Annotated in this window: 13 protein-coding genes and 3 pseudogenes; 7 read left to right on the forward strand and 9 right to left on the reverse strand. The window is 69.0% G+C overall.

The window, feature by feature from the left end; genetic code table 11:
- Positions 1 to 385 precede the first annotated feature (385 nt).
- The 3 genes from HDA41_RS01525 to HDA41_RS01535 form a co-directional block, all read right to left on the reverse strand.
- Positions 386 to 1,690, reverse strand: coding sequence for a phosphatase PAP2 family protein (locus tag HDA41_RS01525; RefSeq protein WP_184993048.1), 1,305 nt, complete (start codon positions 1,688 to 1,690; stop codon positions 386 to 388).
- 133 nt (positions 1,691 to 1,823) lie between these two features.
- The gene (locus tag HDA41_RS01530; RefSeq protein WP_184979895.1) at positions 1,824 to 2,405 is read right to left on the reverse strand and encodes a response regulator transcription factor; all 582 of its coding nucleotides are present in this window, start codon (positions 2,403 to 2,405) and stop codon (positions 1,824 to 1,826) included.
- Positions 2,402 to 3,244, reverse strand: coding sequence for a sensor histidine kinase (locus HDA41_RS01535; RefSeq protein WP_184979896.1), 843 nt, complete (start codon positions 3,242 to 3,244; stop codon positions 2,402 to 2,404). The genes HDA41_RS01530 and HDA41_RS01535 overlap by 4 nt, the downstream gene beginning before the upstream one ends.
- A 139-nt stretch (positions 3,245 to 3,383) precedes the next feature.
- Here HDA41_RS01535 and HDA41_RS01540 point away from each other — a divergent pair.
- Together HDA41_RS01540 and HDA41_RS01545 are read left to right on the forward strand one after the other, a co-directional pair.
- Positions 3,384 to 4,065: pseudogene (locus tag HDA41_RS01540) on the forward strand (ABC transporter ATP-binding protein).
- 652 nt (positions 4,066 to 4,717) lie between these two features.
- A complete protein-coding gene (locus HDA41_RS01545) occupies positions 4,718 to 4,900 on the forward strand; it encodes a DUF1737 domain-containing protein (RefSeq protein WP_184993050.1) in 183 nt (60 codons plus the stop codon).
- A 46-nt stretch (positions 4,901 to 4,946) separates the two neighbouring features.
- On the opposite strand, the pseudogene HDA41_RS01550 reads toward HDA41_RS01545, so the two are convergent.
- Positions 4,947 to 6,082 (reverse strand): annotated as a pseudogene (locus HDA41_RS01550) (IS701 family transposase); the annotation flags it as partial.
- 166 nt (positions 6,083 to 6,248) lie between these two features.
- On the opposite strand from HDA41_RS01550, the gene HDA41_RS01555 reads away from it, so the two are divergent.
- Complete coding sequence (locus tag HDA41_RS01555) at positions 6,249 to 6,653, forward strand: putative type II toxin-antitoxin system PemK/MazF family toxin (RefSeq protein ID WP_184979897.1); 405 nt, start codon at positions 6,249 to 6,251, stop codon at positions 6,651 to 6,653.
- A 345-nt stretch (positions 6,654 to 6,998) separates the two neighbouring features.
- Here the strand turns inward: HDA41_RS01555 and HDA41_RS01560 are convergent, their stop codons facing one another.
- From HDA41_RS01560 to HDA41_RS01570, 4 genes are all read right to left on the reverse strand, one after another.
- Positions 6,999 to 7,559 (reverse strand): ATP-dependent DNA ligase, encoded by a 561-nt coding sequence (locus tag HDA41_RS01560; protein ID WP_230299701.1) that lies wholly within the window; start codon positions 7,557 to 7,559, stop codon positions 6,999 to 7,001.
- Between the two features lie 73 nt (positions 7,560 to 7,632).
- The gene (locus HDA41_RS40585) at positions 7,633 to 7,770 is read right to left on the reverse strand and encodes a DUF6207 family protein (protein WP_230299700.1); all 138 of its coding nucleotides are present in this window, start codon (positions 7,768 to 7,770) and stop codon (positions 7,633 to 7,635) included.
- Between the two features lie 58 nt (positions 7,771 to 7,828).
- Entirely contained in the window at positions 7,829 to 8,947 is a 1,119-nt protein-coding gene (locus HDA41_RS01565) for a fatty acid desaturase family protein (RefSeq protein ID WP_184979898.1), read from the reverse strand.
- Between the two features lie 7 nt (positions 8,948 to 8,954).
- Complete coding sequence (locus HDA41_RS01570; RefSeq protein WP_184979899.1) at positions 8,955 to 10,013, reverse strand: ferredoxin reductase; 1,059 nt, start codon at positions 10,011 to 10,013, stop codon at positions 8,955 to 8,957.
- A gap of 87 nt (positions 10,014 to 10,100) precedes the next feature.
- On the opposite strand from HDA41_RS01570, the gene HDA41_RS01575 reads away from it, so the two are divergent.
- Positions 10,101 to 11,240 carry a PucR family transcriptional regulator gene (locus HDA41_RS01575; protein WP_184979900.1) on the forward strand — a complete coding sequence of 380 codons (1,140 nt, stop codon included), beginning with the start codon at positions 10,101 to 10,103 and terminating at the stop codon, positions 11,238 to 11,240.
- Between the two features lie 334 nt (positions 11,241 to 11,574).
- Positions 11,575 to 12,419: pseudogene (locus HDA41_RS01580) on the forward strand (IS5 family transposase).
- A gap of 15 nt (positions 12,420 to 12,434) precedes the next feature.
- Here the strand turns inward: HDA41_RS01580 and HDA41_RS01585 are convergent.
- Positions 12,435 to 17,666 (reverse strand): family 43 glycosylhydrolase, encoded by a 5,232-nt coding sequence (locus HDA41_RS01585; protein WP_184979901.1) that lies wholly within the window; start codon positions 17,664 to 17,666, stop codon positions 12,435 to 12,437.
- A 202-nt stretch (positions 17,667 to 17,868) separates the two neighbouring features.
- On the opposite strand from HDA41_RS01585, the gene HDA41_RS40875 reads away from it, so the two are divergent.
- Together HDA41_RS40875 and HDA41_RS01590 are read left to right on the forward strand one after the other, a co-directional pair.
- Positions 17,869 to 18,003: a hypothetical protein gene (locus HDA41_RS40875; protein ID WP_260423310.1), complete on the forward strand. Its 135-nt coding sequence runs from the start codon at positions 17,869 to 17,871 to the stop codon at positions 18,001 to 18,003.
- A gap of 160 nt (positions 18,004 to 18,163) precedes the next feature.
- Positions 18,164 to 21,163 (forward strand): LodA/GoxA family CTQ-dependent oxidase, encoded by a 3,000-nt coding sequence (locus HDA41_RS01590; RefSeq protein WP_230299695.1) that lies wholly within the window; start codon positions 18,164 to 18,166, stop codon positions 21,161 to 21,163.
- The last annotated feature ends 9 nt before the right edge of the window (positions 21,164 to 21,172 follow it).

Raw genomic sequence — 21,172 nt, forward strand, 5'->3', positions numbered from 1 at the left:
TGGAGGGCTGCTTGCCGGTATGGCCTGGTGGGAGGAGCGGGTGTTCCGCCCGTCTGACGCGCCACGTCACGCCGGCACCCGTCGTCACCTGCGGCTGATCCGCGGAGAGCGCGATGCTCCGGCGCATGAACCACACACCGGGGCACGGCGGCGCCACGCCGCTTGACGAGACGGCGTAGCGTCCGGTGTCGCGGGCGCATCCTTGTCGTGGCCGAGCATCTTCCACGCCGGTTCGAGGCTTTCCCCTGCTCACCCCTTTTCCGCGACGGCACACCGGCCGTACGAGCGCGGCGCCCACGGCCACCGCCAGCAGCACGGTTCTTGTGGGCGCTGTTCGAGCGGCGCTCAGCCTGATGCGACGCCACTCAGCCTGATGCGACGCCACTCAGACTGGTTCGGGTTGCGGTTCCGGTTGCCGCGCGGCTGCAGCCGCCGGTTCCCACAGTCTGGCGGCCCGTACGTAGCCGTAGACGACTGAGGTCATCGCCAGAATGAGAAGTGATCCGGACACCCCCTGATGTCTGGCCATCTCCATCGGAACATAGCGGTACGACACCAAAAGCGCGGCGAAGACCGTAGCGCCGTAGACGACCAGCTGGATCCCCCGCCGGTCCCAGCCACGGTCGAGCGAACGCAGCGCTGCCTCGACAGTGAGCGCGAACACCACACCGGCGATGAGATCCACGCCGTAGTGGTAACCGAAACCCAGCGTCGCGGCGAGCGTGGCGATCAGCCAGAACGCACCGGCGAACCGCAGGATTCGTGGGCCCTTGCGGGTGTGAATGAAGATCGCGGTGGCCCACGCCGTGTGCAGGCTGGGCATGCAGTTTCGGGGGGTGATCTGGTCGTACGGCATCACCTGCGGCGTGGTGATCGGCAGCGGCGTGTGCGGCCAGAGATTGGCTGCCGCCCATTGCACGCCGCCGGTGCCGGAGGCGCCCGGCCCGTAGGCGAAGACCGGTCCGACCACCGGAAAAATCATGTAGATGCCCGGCCCGAGGAGGCCGATCACCAGGAACGTGCGCACCACATGATGGCGCGGGAAGCGGCGCTCGACCACTACGTGACGCAGCTGGTACAGCGCGACGACAATCGCGGCCACCGCGAGCTTTGCGTAGACCAAGTCGAGGATATGGATGCCGATCGGGCCGGTGGCCTGGAGAAGGCGGCCTGCCGTCCACGAAGGGTTGCCCAGCGCGTGATCGGCGGTTGCCACGTACTGGTCGAGCACCGCCGGGCGGGTCTTCGAGGTGATCAGGAGCCAAGTGTCGCCGGTTTTGCGGCCGGCCACCAGCAGCAGACCCAGCCCCACGCCCTTCAGCAGGAGGACGCGTTCCCGGCCGGTGCGGCGCGTAACTGCGATGACCGCACAGCCCAGCATCACCCACAACGCGCCGCTGCCGAAGAAGTCGAAGAAATGGCCGTCGGTCACTTTGGCGCCGGCCGCCCACCGCACCAGCGCGAAGACGACGTCGATACCGATCGCGACACCAGCCGCGATGATCCGTTGCGGCCAGGTGAGCACCACCGACATCAACGCCAAACCACCGTAGAGCGGCCCCGGCTTCGGGGCGAGTATCAGCCCTTTCAGCTGGTTGGTGATCGGCCCCGGCTGACCGTAGCGGCGTGCGGCGATCTCCAGTGCGACAAGGAGTGCAAGAGCCGCCACACCCGCTGTGGCCCACAGCATCACTCGCCACTGACGCTCAGCAGCCAACCCACTTCTGCTGTTTATTCGCGAAAACACCTGCGGCATCCTAGATATAAATTTTTCGACCGATTTGCCTGATATGGGTTCAATGGATAAACAACAATGGGACCAATCATCGCGAGTCCGAGTCGCGGTCGACGCATTCGCCGGCTGTGACGAGTCCTGTCTCGTAGGCCAGGACGACGGCTTGGGCACGTTCGCGCAGGGGCAGCTTGGCGAAGATGCGGGCCACATGGGTCTTTACTGTCGCTTCGCTCAGCGTCAGTTCCCGCGCGAGTTCGGTGTTGGACAGGCCTCTGCCCATGAGCGTCAGCACCTCGCGTTCGCGTGGCGTCAGTACGGCAAGGTCGCGGTGGACAGCGGGGGTTGCCGAACCGGGAGCGGTCCGTGCGGCGCCGGCGGCGTAGACGTAGGAGTCGAGGTCGAAGGTGGTCAGCATGATCACTCGGCAGCCCGGGGCTTGTGCGAGGACGTGGCGGGCGGCTTCCAGGCCGTCCATGTTCGGCATGCGGATGTCCATGAGGACGACGTCGGGCCGCAGCCGGCGCACCGCTGTGACTGCTTCGGCTCCGTCCGCTGCTTCACCGGCCACGTCGATGCCACGTGCGGTGAGGATCAGGCGGAATCCGGTGCGGACCAGTTCCTGGTCGTCGGCGATCACGACGCGGGGTGAGGGCTCGGTGGGTGTGGTCATGGCCGGTCCAGCGGGATCCGGGCCCGGACCCGGTAGCCGCCGCCCAGGCGGCGCCGGGCGTCCAGGTCGCCGCCGTAGACGGCGACCCGCTCTCGCAGGCCGAGCAGTCCGCGTCCCGCTCCGCCGGCCCGGTCCGCGACCGGGCGGCTCCGGGGCCCGCAGGCCTCGCCTGACAGGACGCTCGGGCCGCTGTTGAGGACTTCGACGCGCAGGTAGTGCTCCGCATACCGCACGGTCACCTCGGCTTTCGCTCCGTCGCCGTGCTTGAGAGCGTTGGTCAGTGCTTCCTGGATGATCCGGTAGGCGGTGACATCGATCCCCGTCGGCAGCGGGCGGGGCTCCCCCGAGATCCGCACCTCCACGGGCAGGCCGGCGAAGGCGATCCTGTCGATCAGCGGGCTGAGCCGGCTCAGGCTGGGCTGCGGTGCCAGGTTCTGGGCACAGGGTTCGTCGTCGCCGCTCTGCTCGGGGGCGAGCAGGCCGAGCAGGTGCCGTAGTTCGGTCATGGCGGTCCGCCCGGCGCTCTCGACAGCGCTCAGCGCGGCCTCGGCCTCGTCGGGCATGGTGGCCAGCACCTCGCGGGCGGCTCCGGCCTGGACCACCATGAGGCTCACGTTGTGGCTGACGATGTCGTGGAGTTCGGCCGCGATTCTGGCCCGCTCTGCTTCAACCGCTGTCTGCGCCGCGCTCTCGCGTTCTCGCTCCAGCAGCCAGCCGCGCTCTTCGACGGCTGCTCGGTGCCGCCGCCGTGCCCGGATGTGCGCCACGCTCAGGACGGCAACCGCGGCGCACGCCGCCGCCAATGCCGTGGCCAGCCAGATCCCCCCTGAACTCCCCATCCGCGCAATTCTCGCAGCTCGGCACGCCCTGCCGCCTCATGCTCCGGATGCAGTTTCCTACATCCCCAGGATGACGTGCGGGGCCGGTTACATCCGAGGAAGGACGCTGTATCTGTCCCGCCGCTTCTAGGTTCGTGCCATGACTACTGATCTGGACAGCTCCCAACAGCCCGTCGGAGTACGGCGACGTGTGGACGGCGTCAGCTTGGAGATCCGTGCCGGGAAAGCGGTCGCGGTGATGGGGCCCTCCGGGTGCGGCAAGTCCACGCTGCTGAACATGGTTGCCGGTCTGGACCGCCCGACGTCGGGAACGGTGCAGGTGCACGGTCAGGACCTGGGGAAGTTGAACGAGACCGGGCCGGCACTCTTCCGGCGGTGGTATATCGGCATGACCTTCCAGTTTTTCAACCTCATCGACGACCTGCCCGCATGGGGACAACGTCGCGCTGGCCGCCCAGCTGACCGGCGCGTCCGCCCGGCAGGCCCGCCGCCGCGCGCTGGAACTCCTGGACGAACTGGGCATCGCCGGTCGCAAGGACACCTACCCGGCCGCATTGAGCGGTGGTGAGCGCCAACGAGTGGCGGTGGCCCGTGCCCTGACGAACCGCCCTGCCCTGCTCCTGGCCGACGAGCCGACAGGCGCGCTGGACAACCGCTCGGGAGAGCAGGTCATGGACCTGCTGATCGACCTCAACCAGATCGGGCAGACCCTGCTGATCGTCACGCACGACCCGCACCTGGCCACCCGGTGCGCCGGCCGCCTGATCGAGGTCGCCGATGGCCGAGTGGCCAGGGAAAGCACGCTGGAGCCGACCGCATGAGCGCCGTGTGGAGGGCCTCGCGGGCGGCCTTCGAACGCCGCAGGCTCCAGACATTCGTCATCGACTCGTCGTCCTGCTGCACAACGAGTAGCCCCTCTCTCCCGGGTGTCGGGAGGCCAGCCAGCCAGCCAGTAGGGGTCGTCGTGGCCCCGGCTGGTCGCAGCCATGCGTCGATGGCTGCGACCATCACGGTCGCGTGGCTGAAGGCGGGCCTAGGCCATTTCGTTTGGATCAGACGGCCGTTGGTCCGGGTGTGCCGTTGACTGATGCGCAGTGGGCGCGAATCGAGCCGTTACTCCCGGACCGGACGCCGAAGCGGGGTGGCCGCTGGCGGGATCCGATCCACAGGTATTTACAACGGATGAAGGGGGCCGTCAGCCCGAAGATCGGATGCGGTTACGCCTAGCGGATCCTTACCCTGACCTGATGGATTCTGCGCAGGTCTGACCGATGCGCGAAGGCGCTCTCCCATCGGCGGAACGGGCGTCTGCGTAACGTTCTTTGCAGCGGATCGGGACACCAGACGGGTCAGCGATCCGGAGCCTGAGCCACGTTCGGCGGCCGTCTCACAGCAGTGGATCGATTGGATGCGCGAGCGTCGATCCGCAAGGGTGCTGGGCCGCGGTGGACACAGTCTGGGATCCTTCTCCTTATGAGCACACCACCAGACGGATTGCCTGTCTACCGGGTCTTGACCGGTCCGGACGACGCCACGTTCTGCCAGCGTGTGAGCGAAGCGATTGATATTGGCTACGAACTGCACGAAGGCCCCGCCGTCACCTTCAACGGTGAGAGCGTCATCGTCGCCCAGGCGCTGGTCTGGCCAGCACGGTAGCAGGGACTTCGTGAGTAGCAGTCGCAGCGATCGGCCCGTGACATGAGAAGGGCCGGCGGATGACGAGGGTGATGAACAGGCGCTGGATTTCGTTGCAGGTGAGCGGTATGAGTCCATCTGGTGTGGGGTGGCGGGCGTGTTCGTCGGCGCGGACGGCGGCGAGGCGTGGGCGAGCATGGCCAGGGTGACCCAGCGGGACCAGGACGCGTAGCGGCGGACCTGGTGCTCGTCCAGTCCGGCCAGGCCCTTGCCGGACTGGAACGTCTCTTCCACTCGCCATCTTGATCCAGCTACCCGCACCAGGGTGGCCAGGGGCACGGGCCGGGGTGAGTAGCAGCGGTAGTAGGCGAATTCTCCGGTGGTGCGGTTGCGGCGGATCAGCAACTGTTGGCTGCCGGGGGCGGGGTCGGCCAGGTCGATGGCGGCCCAGTCGTAGAAGCGGTGCCCCTTGGCTCCCGCTCCGGCGGACAGCTTCTGCCAGGCCCGCTTCGGTACCTTCTTGGCCAGGGCGTCCGCGCGGAACTTCCCGGCCCGGGTGGTGACTTCGTGGGAACAGGCGACGGCGAGCACGTAGCCGGTGCCGCGCTTCTCCAGTGCGGCCCGCAGTTTCGGGTTGCCACCGTAGACCTCGTCGCCCGTGACCCACGATGCGTGGTGGCCGGCGTCCAGGAACCGGGTGATCATGCGGACGGCGAGTTCCGGCTTGGTCGCGAAGGCGGTGTCCTGGTCGAGTCCGGCATCCCGGCAGCGGTCGGGGTCGGCCGTCCAAGAGCGCGGCACGTACAGTTCCCAGTCCACTGCCGCGTGCCCGCGCCGGCCTGCGTAGACCAGGTAGACAGCGACCTGGGCATTTTCGATCCTGCCCGCGGTGCCGGTGTACTGGCGCTGGACGCCGACAGTGCCGGTGCCCTTCTTCACGTCCCCGGTCTCGTCGACCACCAGTACTGCCTGGTCGTCGTGCAGGTGGTCCACCACGTAGTCACGCACGTCGTCGCGGACCCGGTCGGCGTCCCACTTGGCCCGCCCCAGCAGGTGCTGCATGCCGTCCGAGGTCCTCTCCCCGGCCCACTCGGCGATGGTCCAGCAGTTCTTGCGCGGCAGGTCCGGCAGCAGCCCGAGCACCAACCGCCCAGCCCGGCGCCGGGGTTCGACCCGGGCAAAGCGGCCTGCGATCCGGCTCATCAGGCCATCGAACGCCTCCTGCCAGCGGGCAGGGTCTACGCTGTGACCTGCGGCCACCGCGCGATCGTTTGTCTTCACACACCGATGATCAACGGTGGCCGCACCCGTCTCCACAGCGCGTCAGGGTCGCGCAGGGTCCGCCTGCCGTCCTGTGTCAGGAGGACATGTGCAACGTGGCGAAGTCTGGTGGGTCGAGTTCGACGAGCGGCGGCCGGTCGTACTGCTGTCGGAAGGCGACGCGTCCGGGATCCGGGTGATGCAGGTCGTGGCTCCGGCGGGCGTCGACATCAGCGCTCTGGGCGTCGAAGTGGCAGTAGGCGCCATGGAAGGACTGCCCTTTGAAGGCGTGCTGCGGTTCGCCTTCCCGCGTCCAGGCTTTACCCCTTGCACGTGGCTGACCACCGTGTCCCGGGACGACCTGATCGAGCGGGCGGGCGCACTGCCCTACGCGAAACTCAGCGAGATTGAGGATGCCCTCCGACTCACTGGACAGGCGAAGGAGCGGACCCCGGCGACGACCGCGAAGCTCAGCGAGATAAGGGACGCCCTCCGTCTCGGTGGACTTGAGTAGTCGGGTAGGCGGAGAAGGAACGGACACCCCCGCTGGCGTGGTCGATCTCGTCCAGATGATCGACACTGGCCACCTGTCTCCTCGGCGCCCCTCACCATCAAGATCACGATCTACGGCTGGAGTATTACCTGGGCCCGTGCGGCCTGTTCTCATCCTGCCCTGTCCGGGGTCTCCCGCGCACACTTCGGCGAGTTGCTCGAAGAACTCGCCCCGAAGTGGCAAGCGAGCCGGGTATCGGCGATGGGTGAACGCTGCGGCGGCTGACGTACTGCAGGTGGCCCGCCGGGTCGTAGCGGCCCAGCAGCAGCGTGCGGTGCGCGGCAAGCGACCTGGTGACCGCGCCGATCACGGCCTCCGTGGTGACCCGCACCTTGTACTTCCGCCACGACCGCACGCCCCCGCGATAGGACTCCTCCAGCCGCTTGAAGCACAGTCCCTCCACCCCGGCCGCCGTCCACGTAAGCCACTCCTGTGCCAAGGCCGGGCCGGTCGTCGACGACGTCGCGCGTACGGCCAGACAGTCAGGTCGCCGCCTCGCTGGACCAGGTCGAAGGCCACGAAATGCGCCGGCCACTCCCGCGTCGCCTGAGCGGCAGCTGCCCCGCGCCGGGCGAGCCGCTGCTGCAGCCGCTCGAACGCCAGCCTGTCCCGCGCCCACACCACCAGCTCGCCATCGATCCCGGTGTCCGCCGGCAGCTGAGCCAGGGCCGCCGCCCGGATCTCGGGGAACGCGGCTGTCATGTCCGTGCCGCGCCGTGAGCGCAGCAACACCCGCCCGCCCTCGTACACGGCGAGCTGAACACGGTAGCCATCCCATTTCGGTTCACCCGCCCACCCGGCAGCAGCACAGGGTCGGACACAGGGGCGGCGAGCATCGGTTCCGGCAGTGTCCGCATCACAGCCCATGCCTTCCACGCAGCCCGCCCGTCGGCAAACCGAGTGCGCGTACGCACCCGACTACTGGCCCGACCACGGCAGGTCAGCGCACTACAACACCTCGCCGGGGGCTGTGTCTGAGCTCCTGGCGCACGTCCAGGCAGCGCAGCCGGACACTGAGCTGCCCCGGAACCCGTGTCGTACGGTCCGACGTCGCGGTCGCCCACCGTCCGCAACGGATCTCACCGAACCCGGCGGTGCCGCCGGTACGGCCGAGAGATCTGAACCAATACCGGGAATCAGGCGGCGACGAGCTCCTGCTCGCGGTCCGGCGTCCTGACCTTGGGCTTCTTGTTCGGCAGCGAGAGCCGGAAGACCTTGTGCCACGCGGAGAACACCTGCTTGGGCAGCGACCCGGTGACGTACTCCAGCTCGTACTTCTCGAACAGCGCGCGCACCTTCACCGCGACCTCGGCGTACCGGTTGCTCGGCAGGTCCGGGAACAGGTGGTGCTCGATCTGGTGCGACAGGTTGCCGGTCATGAAGTGCATGGCCTTGCTGCCGCTGATGTTCGCCGAGCCCATCATCTGGCGCAGGTACCACTGGCCGCGCGTCTCGCCCTTGATCGACCGGCGCTCGAAGACCTGTACGCCCTCGGGGAAGTGCCCGCACATGATCACCGAGTGGGTCCAGACGTTGCGGACCAGGTTCGCGGTGAACGTGGCGGCGAGCGTGGTGAGGAACGACGGGCCCGACAACAGCGGGTGGATCACGTAGTCCTTGAGCACCTGCTTGCGGATCTTGCGGCCCACGGCCTTGGCCCGCGCGCGGAACTCCGGGTTCTTGCGGCGGCGCTTGTTCAGGTTCTTGCCGAGCTCCAGGTCGTACGCTGCGATGCCGTACTCGAAGAAGCAGGCGTTGATGAAGTTCCACAGCGGCTGGCCGAGGTGGAACGGGTGCCACTTCTGGTCCTCGTCGACGCGCATGATGCCGTAGCCGAGGTCGTTGTCCTTGCCGATCACGTTGGTGTACGTGTGGTGCAGCTCGTTGTGCGAGTGCTTCCACTGGTCGGCCGGCGAGACGTGATCCCATTCCCAGGTGGTGGAGTGGATCTTCGGGTCCCGCATCCAGTCCCACTGGCCGTGCAGGACGTTGTGGCCGATCTCCATGTTGTCCATGATCTTCGCCACGGACAGCCCGGCGGTGCCGAGCAGCCACGCGGGCGGGAAGAACGAGAACAGCAGCACGCCCCTGCTGACCAGCTCGAGCTTGCGCTGCGCCGAGATGACCTTACGGATGTAGGCGGCGTCTTTCTCGCCGCGGTCGGCGATCACCTCGTCGCGGATCGCGTCCAGCTCGCGGCCTAGCTCCTCGATCTGCTCCGCGGTCAGGTGGGCGGTGGGGTCGATGGCGGTCAAGGTGCTCCTACCGTTCGATGTCGCAGGGGCCCGCCGCGGCGGACACGCAGGTCTGGATGAGGACGCCCGGCTCGGCCTCGGTGATCTCGCCGGTGCGCAGGTCGCGGACGGCGCCCGCCTTGAGCGGTGTGACGCAGCCGAAGCAGATGCCCATGCGGCACCCGGAGGGCATGAGCACGCCGGCCTCCTCGCCGACGTCCAGCAACGGCGTGGCGCCGTCCGCGTCGACACTCTTGCCGGTGGCGCTGAACGTGACCTCGCCGCCGTCGTCGCCGGCGACGACGATGCTGGGGCGGAAGCGTTCGGTGTGCAGGCGCTCCTGTACGCCGTGCTCGCTCCAGTGCTCTTCGGCGGCGTCGAGCAGGCCCGCGGGCCCGCAGGCCCAGGTCTCGCGCTCGGCCCAGTCGGGCACGAGTTCGTCGAGACGGGCGATGTCGAGCATGCCGTCTGTGTCGGTGTGCACCTCGGTGAGCCGCAGCTTCTTGTCCGCGACCAGGCCGTGCAGTTCGTTGCGGAAGATCACGTCTTGCGGCTGTGGCGCGCAGTGGACCATGACGACGTCGTCGAACTCGGTGTCGCGCAGCATGCCCATCACGGGCGTGATGCCGCTGCCGGCCGTCAGGTAGAGCACCTTGGCCGGCTTGGCCTGCGGCAGCACGAAGTCACCGGTCGCCTGGTCGAGCTGGATCAGCGTGCCCGGTTTCGCCCTGCGGACCAGGTGGTTGCTGACCTTGCCGTCCGGGATCGCCTTCACGGTGATCGTGACGCGGCCGTCCTGGCGGTTTGTCGGCGAGGTGAGGGAGTAGGCACGCCACAGGCGCACCCCGTCGACGTCGACCCCGATCCGCACGTACTGACCGGCTGTGTGGCCGCGCCAGCCCCGTCCCGGCCTGATCACGATGGTCGCGGCGTCACCCGTCTCGGGGTGCACGGCCTCGATGCGCCCACGCAGGTCAGCGCCCGCACGCAGCGGGCTGACCAGGTCGAGGTAGTCCGACGGCAGCAGCGGCGTCGTGACCATCTCCAGCAGTTTCCACGCCCTGCTGCGGAGGGCTGTACTCGTCATGACTCCAGCTTGCTGCGCCTCAAGGCGTAAAGTCCTGACCGCAGGACGTAAATCTGGCTGGCTGAATTGTTCGCAGGGAATAGAAACGTGAGCCATGCAATCCGGAGGGCCAGCGAACTGGCCCTGGATGAGATGACGGTCACCGCACTTCGGGCCGCGCTGAAGAGCACCGCCGACGAGGTCGTCCAGGCGATCATCGACGAGGTCCCTCCCTACGCCAACGCTCTTTCGGGCCACATGGGCGCCACCATCCGCCGAGCCGTCCGCACCGCCCTGGGGCACTACCTGGACCTCGCGAGCGGGAACGCCACAGGAGGCGACGCCGGTGACGCAGCCTACGAGCTGGGCCGCGGCGAGGTGCGCGACGGCCGTTCGATGGACGCCCTGCTCAGCGCCTACCGCGTCGGCGCCCGCGTGGCCTGGCGATGCCTGGCAGCGGGTGCCGTACCCGCAGGTCTGCCCGCCGCCGAGGTCGCCAAGTTCGCCGAGCTGACCTTCGCCTACATCGACGAGCTCTCCGCCGCGAGCGCCGCGGGCCACGCCGACGAACTGGCCGCCCGGGGAAGGGATCAGGAGCGCCACCTGGAACACCTGGCCCGCGACCTCCTCGCCGGCGCGAGCCCGGACGTGCTGCTGGCCTCTGTTCAGCGGGCCGGGTGGCAGCCTCCGGATTCGCTGACCGCGGTCCTGCTGCCCGCCGCCCAGGCCCGGCCTGCCTACCGCGCGCTCGACCCGAGCACCCTCGTCCTCGACGATCTGCCGGACGCCACCGGTGTGCTGCTCGTCCCCGATGCCGACCGATCACATCTCTTGCGGCAGCTGACCGACCGCACCGCCGTGGTCGGCCCGGCCCGACCATGGACTCGTGCGTCCGCCTCGTACGCACGAGCCGTACGCGCGCGCTCCCTCTCCTCTGATATTCGCGACACCGAGGACCACCTGCCCGAGCTGGTGCTGAGCGCCGACGTGGACGCGTTCGCGGACCTGCGTGCCCGAGCCCTCGCACCGTTGCGGACCTTGCCTGTCGCGACCGCACAGCGGCTGGAGGAGACGTTGCGGGCGTGGCTGCTGCACCAGGGCAGGCGGGACGAGGTGGCGGCGGCGTTGTTCGTCCACCCCCAGACAGTCCGGTACAGGATGTCGCAGCTGCGGGAGCTGTTTCCGGATCTCGCGTCGCCACACCGGGTCCTTGAACTGACGCTGGCGGTCGGTCTTCGGGTCAGCTGACGAGTACTGCCTCGTTCTCGGTGCCATCAGCTGGCATGCGGCCCGGGGAAGAGCGGTATTGGCCAGCTGAGACCAGGGGTTGATGTGAAGACCGGACAAGGCCTCGGGAAGCCCGTTGGGGGCGCTGCCTCTGAGAAGCGCGGAGCGAGGTCGTGCCCTGCAGCACGTCCATCGCCCGCGCCCACCGCGTACGGTGCCCTGCGACGCCTACAGGAAGGGCGCTTGCGCTCTTGGTCCGGTATGACCATTGCACCCACACGGGGAGACGCCAGCGGCCAAGGTCCCGGGTTGCGCTAGGCCATTTCGTTTGGATCAGACGGTCGTTGGTCCGGGTGTGCCGTTGACTGATGCGCAGTGGGCGCGGATCGAGCCGTTACTCCCGGACCGGACGCCGAAGCGGGGTGGCCGCTGGCGGGATCATCGTGAGGTGATCGACGCGATCGCCTTCAAGTTCCAGACCGGTACCCAGTGGGTGCACCCGCCGGAGAAGTACGGCAACTGGCGAGGCGTCTACAACCGGCTGCGGATGTGGGCCGTCGACGGCACCTGGGAGCGGGTGTTCACCGCACTGGTCGCACACGCAGACGCCGACGAAGACCTCAACTGGGCCGTCTCGGTCGACTCGACCATCGTGCGCGCACACCAGCACGCGGCCGGAGCCCGCAAAAAGGGGCCCCGGCCGGCGAGCCGGACGATCACGCCATCGGCCGTTCCCGCAGCGGACTGACCGCGAAGATCCACCTCGCGGCCGATGGCCGGTGCCGACCACTGGCGTTCGTCCTCACCGCCGGCCAGGCCGGCGACGCACCCGCCTTCACGGACGTCATGTCCCGCCTGCGCGTTCCCCGCCCTTTTGAACGGCCCCGCACCAGGCCGGACCTGGTCCTGGGCGACAAGGCGTACTCCTCCCGCGCGATCCGCGACCACCTGCGCAGACGCGGCATCCGCGCGGTGATTCCGGAACGCGCCGACCAGCAGGCCAACCGGCGGCAGCGCGGACAGGCGAGCGGCAGACCGCCGGCCTTCGACCGCGAGGCACACAAGCAACGCAACACCGTCGAGCGGTGCATCAACCGCCTGAAGCAGTGGCGCGGCACCGCCACCCGCTACGAGAAGACCACGACCATCTACCTCACCGGACTTCACATCGCGGGCACCTTCCTCTGGTCCACCCGCTGATCCAAACGAAACCGCCTAGCGCCGGTGGTTTCCGATGGTGACGACGCCCTTCGTCGTGGCGCCGGTCCTGTTGTCGTAGAGGACATCGCCGGTGGACTTGTTCCAGATCTTGATGCGGAAGGTGTCCGGGCCGTCGGTGGCGGTGATTCTGAAGGCGTAGCCGCCCTTGCCGTCCATCGTGCCGGTGCCCTGGTAGACGGCCTGGGAGCCGTTGACCACGAGCCAGTCGGAGCCGGTCGAGCGGAAGGTGAGCCGGGCGGAGCCGAAGACGAACGTGGCCTTGCCGGTGGGGACGGTGGCTCCCTTCCGGTACTGGGCGCCCAGGGTGAACGCCGCCTTTCCGGTCAGCCCCGGCCCGGCCGGGTAGGCACCGGCCGGCGAGGTGATCGTGCCGACGCCGGCAGCGGGGCCGGCGGCACGGTCGTAGACGATCAGCTCCGCGAGCGTGGTGCTGTCCGTGCCCTCGTCATCGTCGGTGACGGTGACGACCGGGCGGTGGATGCCCGCGTCGTCGTAGACGTGTGCGGCGCGGCAGCCGGAGTCGGTGACCGTGCCGGCCGTCGGCCGGCTGCCGTCCTTCCAGTCGACCTTGCAGGTGTGGCTGTCGGCCGAGCCCGGATCGTCGAAGGACGCCGTGACGACGGCGGCCTTGCCCGCCGGGACGGGCGAGCCGGGGCCCTCTGCGGAGGTGATCGACGGGGCGGCGTTGGAGACCTTGACGGTCGCGGTGTCGGTGCCGCGTCCGCCGGTCAGGGTGACCTGGTAGGTGTCGTCGTCGGTGCAGGTGAGCGTCGTGCGGGCTGCTGCGGGGTTGGCGACGGCACACGGGGCGCCGTCCTGGACGGTCCACTTGGGGGTGCCGGCCCCGGAGACGGTGCCGGCCAGCGTGATCGTCTCGCCCTCGGTGCCGGTGACGTCCGCACCGGCGTGGACGACGGTGACCGGGTCGATGCCGCCGAGGGTCGGGACGACCTTCTTGATCAGACCGTCGGAGTCGAACTCCAGCTTGTCGATGGTGGTTTCGCGGTGGGTGCCGTCACCGCCGGGGATGGCGAAGCGGTGGTAGGCGATGTACCAGTCGTCGGTGTTCGGGACGTGGACGACGGAGTGGTGGCCCGGGCCCTTGATGCCCAGGGACAGGTCCTTCTCCAGGATCACGCCCTGCTTGGTCCAGGGGCCGGTGGGCGAGGGGCCGGTCGCGTAGGCGACGCGGTAGTTCTCGTCCCGGGTGTCGTTCTCCGACCACATGAAGTAGTAGGTGCCCTTGCGCTTGATGACGAAGGTGCCCTCGTTGTAGCCGCTCGGGGTGATGTCCGTGACCTTCGAGGTGTCGATGGAGGTCATGTCGTCGCCCAGCGGGACGACGTAGGCGCGGCCGTTGCCCCAGTAGAGGTACTTCGTGCCGTCGTCGTCGGTGAAGACCGCCGGGTCGATCATCTGGCCACGGAAGTCACCGGCCTTCAGCAGCGGCTTGCCCAGGGCGTCCTTGAACGGCCCGGTGGGCGAGTCGGACACCGCGACGCCGATGTTCGCGTCGGCGCAGAAGTAGAAGTAGTACTTCCCGTCCTTCTCGGTCATCGCCGGCGCCCAGGCCCGGCTGTCCGCCCAGCTGACGTCCGGCCCCAGGTCGAGGATGACGCCGTGGTCCTTCCAGTGGACCAGGTCGGTGGAGGAGTAGGCCTTGAACCGCGTGCCGCTCCAGCCCTCGAAGCCGTCGGTCGTCGGGTAGATGTAGAAGGTGTCGCCGAAGCGAACGATGTCCGGGTCGGCGTTCAGCCCCGGCAGGACCGGTGTCTTCATGATCAGTGCCGTCACGGTCCAGGTGCGCTTCGCACCGTCGGAGCCGGTCACCTCGTACGTCACGGGCTTGGTGAAGTCCTGCACGCTGCCGGAGGCGGGGCTGATCGACGCGCCATGGGCCAGACTGAACTCCGGTGCCAGCGCGGTGATGTCCGTGCCCGCCTTCAGCGGCAGGGTGACCCTGCTGCCGGCGTCGTCGACGAGTGCGTCGACCTTCAGCGCCGGGTGCGTCACCTTGGCGATGCCCGTCGTGTTGCCGCTGAGCTCCTGGACCTCCGCGGGCGACAGGGCCCGGTCGTAGACGCGGAAGTCGTCGACCTCGCCGCCGAAGTACGGGTCCGCCCCGTACAGCGACCTGCCGATGTAGCCGCTGTAGTCCTTGTTCGCGTCGTACAGATCGGCCGGCTTGATGCCGACGCCGGTCGCGCGGGCCGCCTCGAAGCCTTCGACGTACAGGACCATCGTGCCGGTCGAGCCGTCGAGGGTCACGGTGACGTGCCGCCACTGCCCCGGCGTGAGCTGCGAGCCGGCCGTCAGCTTCGACTCCCCCGACCAACTGGCCTTGGTGATCGCGGAGTACAGCTTGGAGCTGCCGTTGGACGGTGTGGCGAAGAGGTACTTGTCGCTGTCCGGGCCGATCCCGAACAGCCACTGGAACCCGTCGCCGCCCTTCCACTTGGCGTACGTCGACACGGTCACGCTGTCGGCGTTCTTCAGCACGCCGTTCGGGATCTTCACGTACGGAGAGGCGGTGGAGCTGCCGGAACCGCCGGACATCCTGAACGAGCCGCCGTGCACGCCGCTGCCGAAGTCGGGGGTGCGGACGTACGTACCGTGGTGGCCGTGCCCACTGGAGTCACGGGCGATGCTGCCGCTCGTCTCGTCGAAGTCGTAGTGCAGGAGCAGATCGGTTGGGACGTCGGAGCCCTCCTGCGACACGGTGACCTCGGCCCGGACCGCAGTCGCGGCGCCGTTGGGCAGGCTGCCGGTCACGGTGAAAGTGCCAGGCTGTGCGTACGACGCCGCCGGTACGTCCGCCCAGTCGACGGAGACCGGCCGCTTGACGCCGTCGGCGTACTCGGCGACGACCGTGGCCGGCAGGACCGGGGCGACGCCGACCCGCGTCTTCACCGACACGTCCTCGACGCTCTTCACGAGCTGGTCGGGTTGGTACGCGCGCAGCAGCCGGTCGTACTCGGCCTGGGTGACCGGCAGCACGGTGCCGTGGCGGGGCTTGGCGGGCAGGTCGTAGCCGGTGGAGGGGGTCCAGGTGCCGGAGTCGAGGTCGGTCGTCTCGAACGGGATGTAGCCGCGGCCGCCGAACTCGTCGAGGAACGCGTACCACTTCTCCTCGGTGTTGGACTTGAACACCAGCGGTCCCTCGGCGGCGTTCATCGCGCCCTTGCCGATGCCCTCGGCGACGGCGGCCCAGGACGGGTTCAGGATCGAGTCGCTCTTCTCCTGGAAGATGAACTTGCTGTTGGGGGTGGAGGAGGTGTTGTTCCGCTCGTCCTTGGACAGGCGGTAGTACGTCCCGTCGTGCCGGATCATCGTGGAGTCGATGACCGAGTAGCCGCGGTCGATCCAGACCTTGGGCTCGCTGAAGGTGTGGAAGTCGCGGGTGGTGGCGTACATCATGCGGTTGTACGTGTCGCCGGAGTGGTCGGCGTTGTCGTACAGCTTCGACGCCCAGAAGACGACGTACTCGCCGCGCTCGGCGTCGTAGAAGGCTTCCGGTGCCCAGGTGTTGCCGGCGCTGTCGGGTGAGACCTTGACCAGGCGCTGGTTCGTCCAGTGCACCAGGTCGGTGGACTCCCAGACCATGATGGACTTGCTGCCGGTGCGCTGGGAGGCGTCCCAGTCGCCGTTGCCGTAGATCCTGAGGTCGGTGGCGATCTGGTAGAACTTGTCGCCCTCCGGGGAGCGGATGATGAACGGGTCGCGCAGGCCCTTCTCGCCGAGGGTCGAGGTGAGAACCGGCTTGCCGTCGTTCAGCTCGCGCCAGTGCAGCGGGTCGTTGCCCTTGCTGAGGGCGGCGTAGAGCTGTTCGCCGTCCGAGGTGCCCTCGCCGGTGAAGTAGCTGAACATGTAGCCCTTGAGAGCCGCCTTGACAGGCAGTTCGGGCACCTTGGCCGTCATGACGCGCGTGGCCTCGGCCTCGCCCTTGGTGACGGTGGCGGTCAGCTCGACGGTGGTGGCGCCGTCGCCGTGCGCGGGGCGGTGGACCTCGCCGTCGGCGGAGACGACGTCCGGCTTCGCGGAGGACCAGGTCACGGTCGTGCCGAAGGCGCCGCTCTTGGGCAGGGTGAGGTTGCCGCGTGCGTCGTCGAGATTGTGGACCGTGAGCGCCTCGGCGGCCTGCCGGGTGGCGGCGTCGTCGTCGAGCGCGGGCCGGACCGTGACGTCGAAGGTCTTGGTGCCGGTCACGGTGCCCTTCGTCAAGGTCGCCGTGAGCGTGGCGCGGCCGTCCGGTGAGCCTGCCTCGGGACGGGTCACCTTGCCGGTGTCCGACACCACGGACGGATTGTCGCTGTCCCAGCTGATGGAGGAGCCGCCGGCCGTGCCGGTCTTCGGCAGATCCAGGTCGGAGGTGACGCCGCTGGTGTCACCGAGGCTGAGGGCCTCCTCGTCGTCGGCGACGCCCTGCGTGGCGACGGGGAGGGAGAGCTGCTCGACCTCCGAGCCGGCCAGTGCCCGGTCGTATACACGGAAGTCGCGTATCCGGCCCTTGAAGAGCTTGTCGCCGTCGTAGACGGACTTGCCGATGTAGTTGGCCTTGGTGGTGCCGGAGCCGATGGCACCGGGCGTGGTGGTGACCGAGGTGTTGCGGCCGACCTCGACGCCGTCCTCGTAGAGCAGACCTGTGGAGCCGGTCTGGGTGTAGGTGAGGTGCTTCCACACTCCGCGGGTCAGGTTGTGGGAGTCGGACGGCTTGGTGGTCTGCTCGGTCGACCAGTTGCCCGTCGCGACGGAGGTACGGAAGGAGTTGCCGGTGGTGAACAGGTAGCCGTTGCCGTTGCCCGCGCTGGTGTTGCCGAAGCCGTAGAGGAAGTAGGGCGTGCTCTGGGCGGAGTCGATCAGTACGTCCATGGAGACCGTGATCGAGTCCATGCCCCTCATGACGTCGTCCGGCGCCTTGATGTAGGTGTCCGACCCGTTGAAGGCGAGCCCCTGGCCGGATGCCGACCAGTCGGCGGTGCCGCTGACCGTGCCGTTCCGGCCGTTGCCGGAGGCGTCGGTGACGGTGCCGCCGGAGCCTGCGTCGAGCTTGTACCACAGGGCCAGGCCGTCGGTGATGTCCGCGGCTCCGGCCGCCGGTGCCGCCTGTGCGGGAGCGACGGGTCCGGCGAGGGTGAGCAGCACCGACGCGGCGGTCAGTCCGGCGAGATGGCCCGCCCAACGTCTCGCGCGGCAGTGGAGGCGTGCGAATCGTGCGACGTGCGTCATGTCGAGGTTCCCTGCTGAGGCATGGCCATGGGCGGACAAGGCGGAACGGAAAGACGAGAGGTCGACGAGGCGAGGGCACGTCCTTGCCGCGGGCCTGCCGTTACACGCAGGTAACGTGTGTTGCGAGAGTCTCATTCGACGTCCCGGGCAGCGTCAATAGGTTCCGAACAATGTCCGACAGGCCGAACAATCCGCACGGCTCGTGGTGGTCTACGGGGGCGTCGGCGACGCGCTGATCGTCCTGCGCAGCAACGGGCCCGAGGCGGCCTTTTACGGCATCCACGGAGCCACCGCCGTGGTGGTGCCGGCGATCAGCGTGCTCCTGCTCGTCGCGTAACCGCTTGGCATGCCGCACGCGCCGGACGCAGGCCGTGATCACGGCGTTCCGCTCGGGCTCGCGTTACGCCGGGCGGGCGACTTAAGCATATTTTCTCGCCTTTTGCTCCACCTATGAGCAGGGAACGCCGAATCAGCTCGACCAGCAGGAGAGCGTGCCCATGACCGGGACAGCAGACCCGCACCAGAACCCCTCGCGCGCCCTGCCCGACTGCGCGGTCGAGCCGATCGCCGGCATCCTGGCCGAATTCGTGGACGAGCGCATGGGGCAGCGGATCGCCCAGGGCCAGGACCCGGTTCTGCGGCCGGTCTTCGTCAAGTACCACGGCACCGCCCGGGGGGTGCTCACGGTCACCCCCGGCCTCCCGCAGGACCTCTGTATCGGATTCCTCAGGGCCGCCCGGGACCAGCCGGGCGGTCTGACCGCCTGGGTCCGCTTCTCCAGCGACACCCTGCCGGACCGTCCGGACTTCCGCCGGACCCTCGGTATGGGCATCAAGCTGTTCGGCGTTCCCGGCCCGAAGCTGCTGGAGGACGAGGGCCACGCGGACACACAGGATCTCGTGCTGCAGAACCACGAGGTGTTCTTCGTCGACACCGCCCGGGACATGTGCGAGTTCCAGCAGGACCCGGTCGCCTACCAGAACGCGCACCCGGTGACCCGCAGCATTCTGCAAGCCATGCGCAAGCCCGAGGAGAGCGCGCTGACGGCCGGCTACTGGGGCGTGCTGCCATACGCGTTCGGGCCCGACCGCCATGTGAAGTACGTGCTCGTGCCGGTCTCCTGCCCACCCGGTGACCCGCAGGCGGTGCCCCCGGAGGAGGACCCCTCCTTCCTGCGGGAAGACCTGCGGCACCGGCTGGCCGCGGGTGAGGCGACCTTCGACCTGATGGTGCAGTTCCGCACGGACCCGGACCGGATGCCCCTGGACCGTGCCACCGTGCGCTGGGAGGAATCCCTGAGCCCCCCGGTCCGGGTGGCGAGACTGACCCTGCATCAGCAGGACGTCCGGGCGCGCGGCCAGGACGCCTACGGCGAGAACCTGGCCTACAACCCCTGGCACAGCCTGGCCGAGCACCAGCCGGTCGGCAGCATGGCCGAGGCCCGCAAGGTGGTGTACCGGGCGTCGGCCGCACGGCGCCGCGACGCGAACGGCGTTCCGGTGGCGGAACCGGGTCCCGCCCGGCCGCCGTCCCGTGAACCCCTCGGGCGTGACACCCGGATCGTGCGGGCCGCGATCCATCCCGCCATCGGAGTGGCGCGGGTCGGTGACAGCGCGGACGAGTTCTTCCTCGCGCCCGAGGTGGACGACCCTCCGCCGCTGCCCGCCGGCTCGTACAAGGACGCGACCGGCGCCCTGAAGCGGCAGGCGGCGCGCTTCCGTGTCTACGGCTACAACGCCGCCGGAGAGCCGGTCGCCGAGCTGACCGCGGACAACGCGGACATCCGGTGGACCGTGCAGGTGGCCAACAAGAAGGCTGCCTGGTACCAGTTCCAGCTGGCCCTGGACATCCCGGAAGCGGCCGCCGCACCCGCCAGCACGCCCCGCAACCCCAAGGTGCCCGCCGAGGAGCGTGGCCGGCTGGTCATCGACCCCGGTCCCCGTTCGATCCGCGGCCGGGAACGCGGGGGCCGGCCCGAGTACCGGTTCGACACGGGCTGCTTCCTCGGAAAGCCCGTTCCTCTCGGTGAGGTGCGCACGGACGGCGCCGGTCGGCTGCTGTTCCTCGGCGGGCACGGCGTCTCGGCCTCGGTGGATCACGCTCAGGCCATGCACTTCGCCAACAACGACGGCTGGCATGACGACGTCTCCGACGGCCCGGTGACCGCCCGCGTGCGCGTCGACGGCCGTTCCGTGCCCGTCGAACCGGCCTGGGTGGTGGTGGCGCCACCGAACTTCGCGCCGGAGCTGAAGTCCGTACGCACGATGTACGACCTGCTGCGCGACCTCTTCGTGTCCTGCGGAACGCTGCCGCCCCCGGAGGGCGTCTCGTTCACCCGTGACGTCCTGCCGATCCTGCGGCGCATGTGCGATCTCCAGTGGGTCAATCGCGGCATCGCCGCGTTGTTCGGGCACGGCGGGCGCGAGCACTTCCTGGCGCCCGGACGGCTCGCCAGGCTGGCCGACCCCGGGCCCCGCAACGCGGAGCTGCGGCAGCAGATCTGGGCCACCATGCGGGATCTCGACCGTGACGGGCTCTCGCCCGTACCGTGGCCGCCGCTCTACGGCGACTCGATGAGCGTGCGGCCGGTCTCCGCGCGGCAGCACCTGACGCTGTCTTCGCTGCAGTACCGGTCCCTGGCCCGGTGGGCCGCAGGGGACTTCGACGCCGACTACGACCCTTCGGCGGTACCGCCCGCGAACCTCGACGAGGTCCCACTGGCGCAACGGCCGGGCATGCTCGACCGCGCGGCCCTGTCGTTCTGTCTGGCCGACGCGTTCCACCCGGGCTGCGAACTGTCCTGGCCGATGCGCCACAGCACGCTGTACTCGGCACCCTTCCGGGTGCGCCACCGCGATCCCGGCACCGCCGAATCCGACTACGGCCAGGTGCTGACTCCGCAGACGGCCCTCGGCGTCGACGGCCCGCTGTACGCGCAGGGACCGGGCGACCTCACGCGCTGGATGGCGGTGCCCTGGCAGACCGACACCGCCCGCTGCCGCTCCGGCTACTACCTCGGGTACGGCCCTCGCTACGACCCCTACCTGCCCACCTTCTGGCCCGCGCGCGTACCCAACCACGTGCTGACGGAGCAGGACTACAAGAAGGCGATCGACCCCGGCAGCCCCGCAGAGGAACGCCGGGCCGCCTTCGAGCGCCGAGCCGTGTGGGACAGGTGGCTGCCCCCGGACCGCATCGAGCAGATGAACGCCATGGTCAAGGACTTCGGCAAACTGGGCCTCGTCGAACGCCGCGCAGGCGCCGCCGACGACCCGGAGCTGCCCGCGACGATGTTCGTCGAGTCCACCGTGGGCTTCCACCCCGAGCAGCCTCCGCCCGCGCTGCGGAACCTGCAATGCCTGCACGTGCCGGAGGCAGCGGACCCGGCACTGGACGGCAGCGCCGTGGCCGCGGCCCTCGCCCGGACGGACGTGCCCCACGAACAGGTCATGGCGGGCTACTTCGAGAAGGTCGCACGCTTCCCGGACGAGCGGTGACCTACGAGG

The organism is Streptomyces caelestis (genome assembly GCF_014205255.1).
GTDB classification, from domain to species: Bacteria; Actinomycetota; Actinomycetes; order Streptomycetales; family Streptomycetaceae; genus Streptomyces; species Streptomyces caelestis.

Coding starts and splice junctions, on each gene's coding strand:
- HDA41_RS01590 (WP_230299695.1), top strand. CDS start 18,164: ATGACCGGGACAGCAGACCCGCACCAGAACCCCTCGCGCGCCCTGCCC.
- HDA41_RS01530 (WP_184979895.1), bottom strand. CDS start 2,405: ATGACCACACCCACCGAGCCCTCACCCCGCGTCGTGATCGCCGACGAC.
- HDA41_RS01535 (WP_184979896.1), bottom strand. CDS start 3,244: ATGGGGAGTTCAGGGGGGATCTGGCTGGCCACGGCATTGGCGGCGGCG.
- HDA41_RS01525 (WP_184993048.1), bottom strand. CDS start 1,690: ATGCTGTGGGCCACAGCGGGTGTGGCGGCTCTTGCACTCCTTGTCGCA.
- HDA41_RS01570 (WP_184979899.1), bottom strand. CDS start 10,013: ATGACGAGTACAGCCCTCCGCAGCAGGGCGTGGAAACTGCTGGAGATG.
- HDA41_RS01545 (WP_184993050.1), top strand. CDS start 4,718: ATGAGCACACCACCAGACGGATTGCCTGTCTACCGGGTCTTGACCGGT.
- HDA41_RS01560 (WP_230299701.1), bottom strand. CDS start 7,559: ATGGGCTGTGATGCGGACACTGCCGGAACCGATGCTCGCCGCCCCTGT.
- HDA41_RS01585 (WP_184979901.1), bottom strand. CDS start 17,666: ATGACGCACGTCGCACGATTCGCACGCCTCCACTGCCGCGCGAGACGT.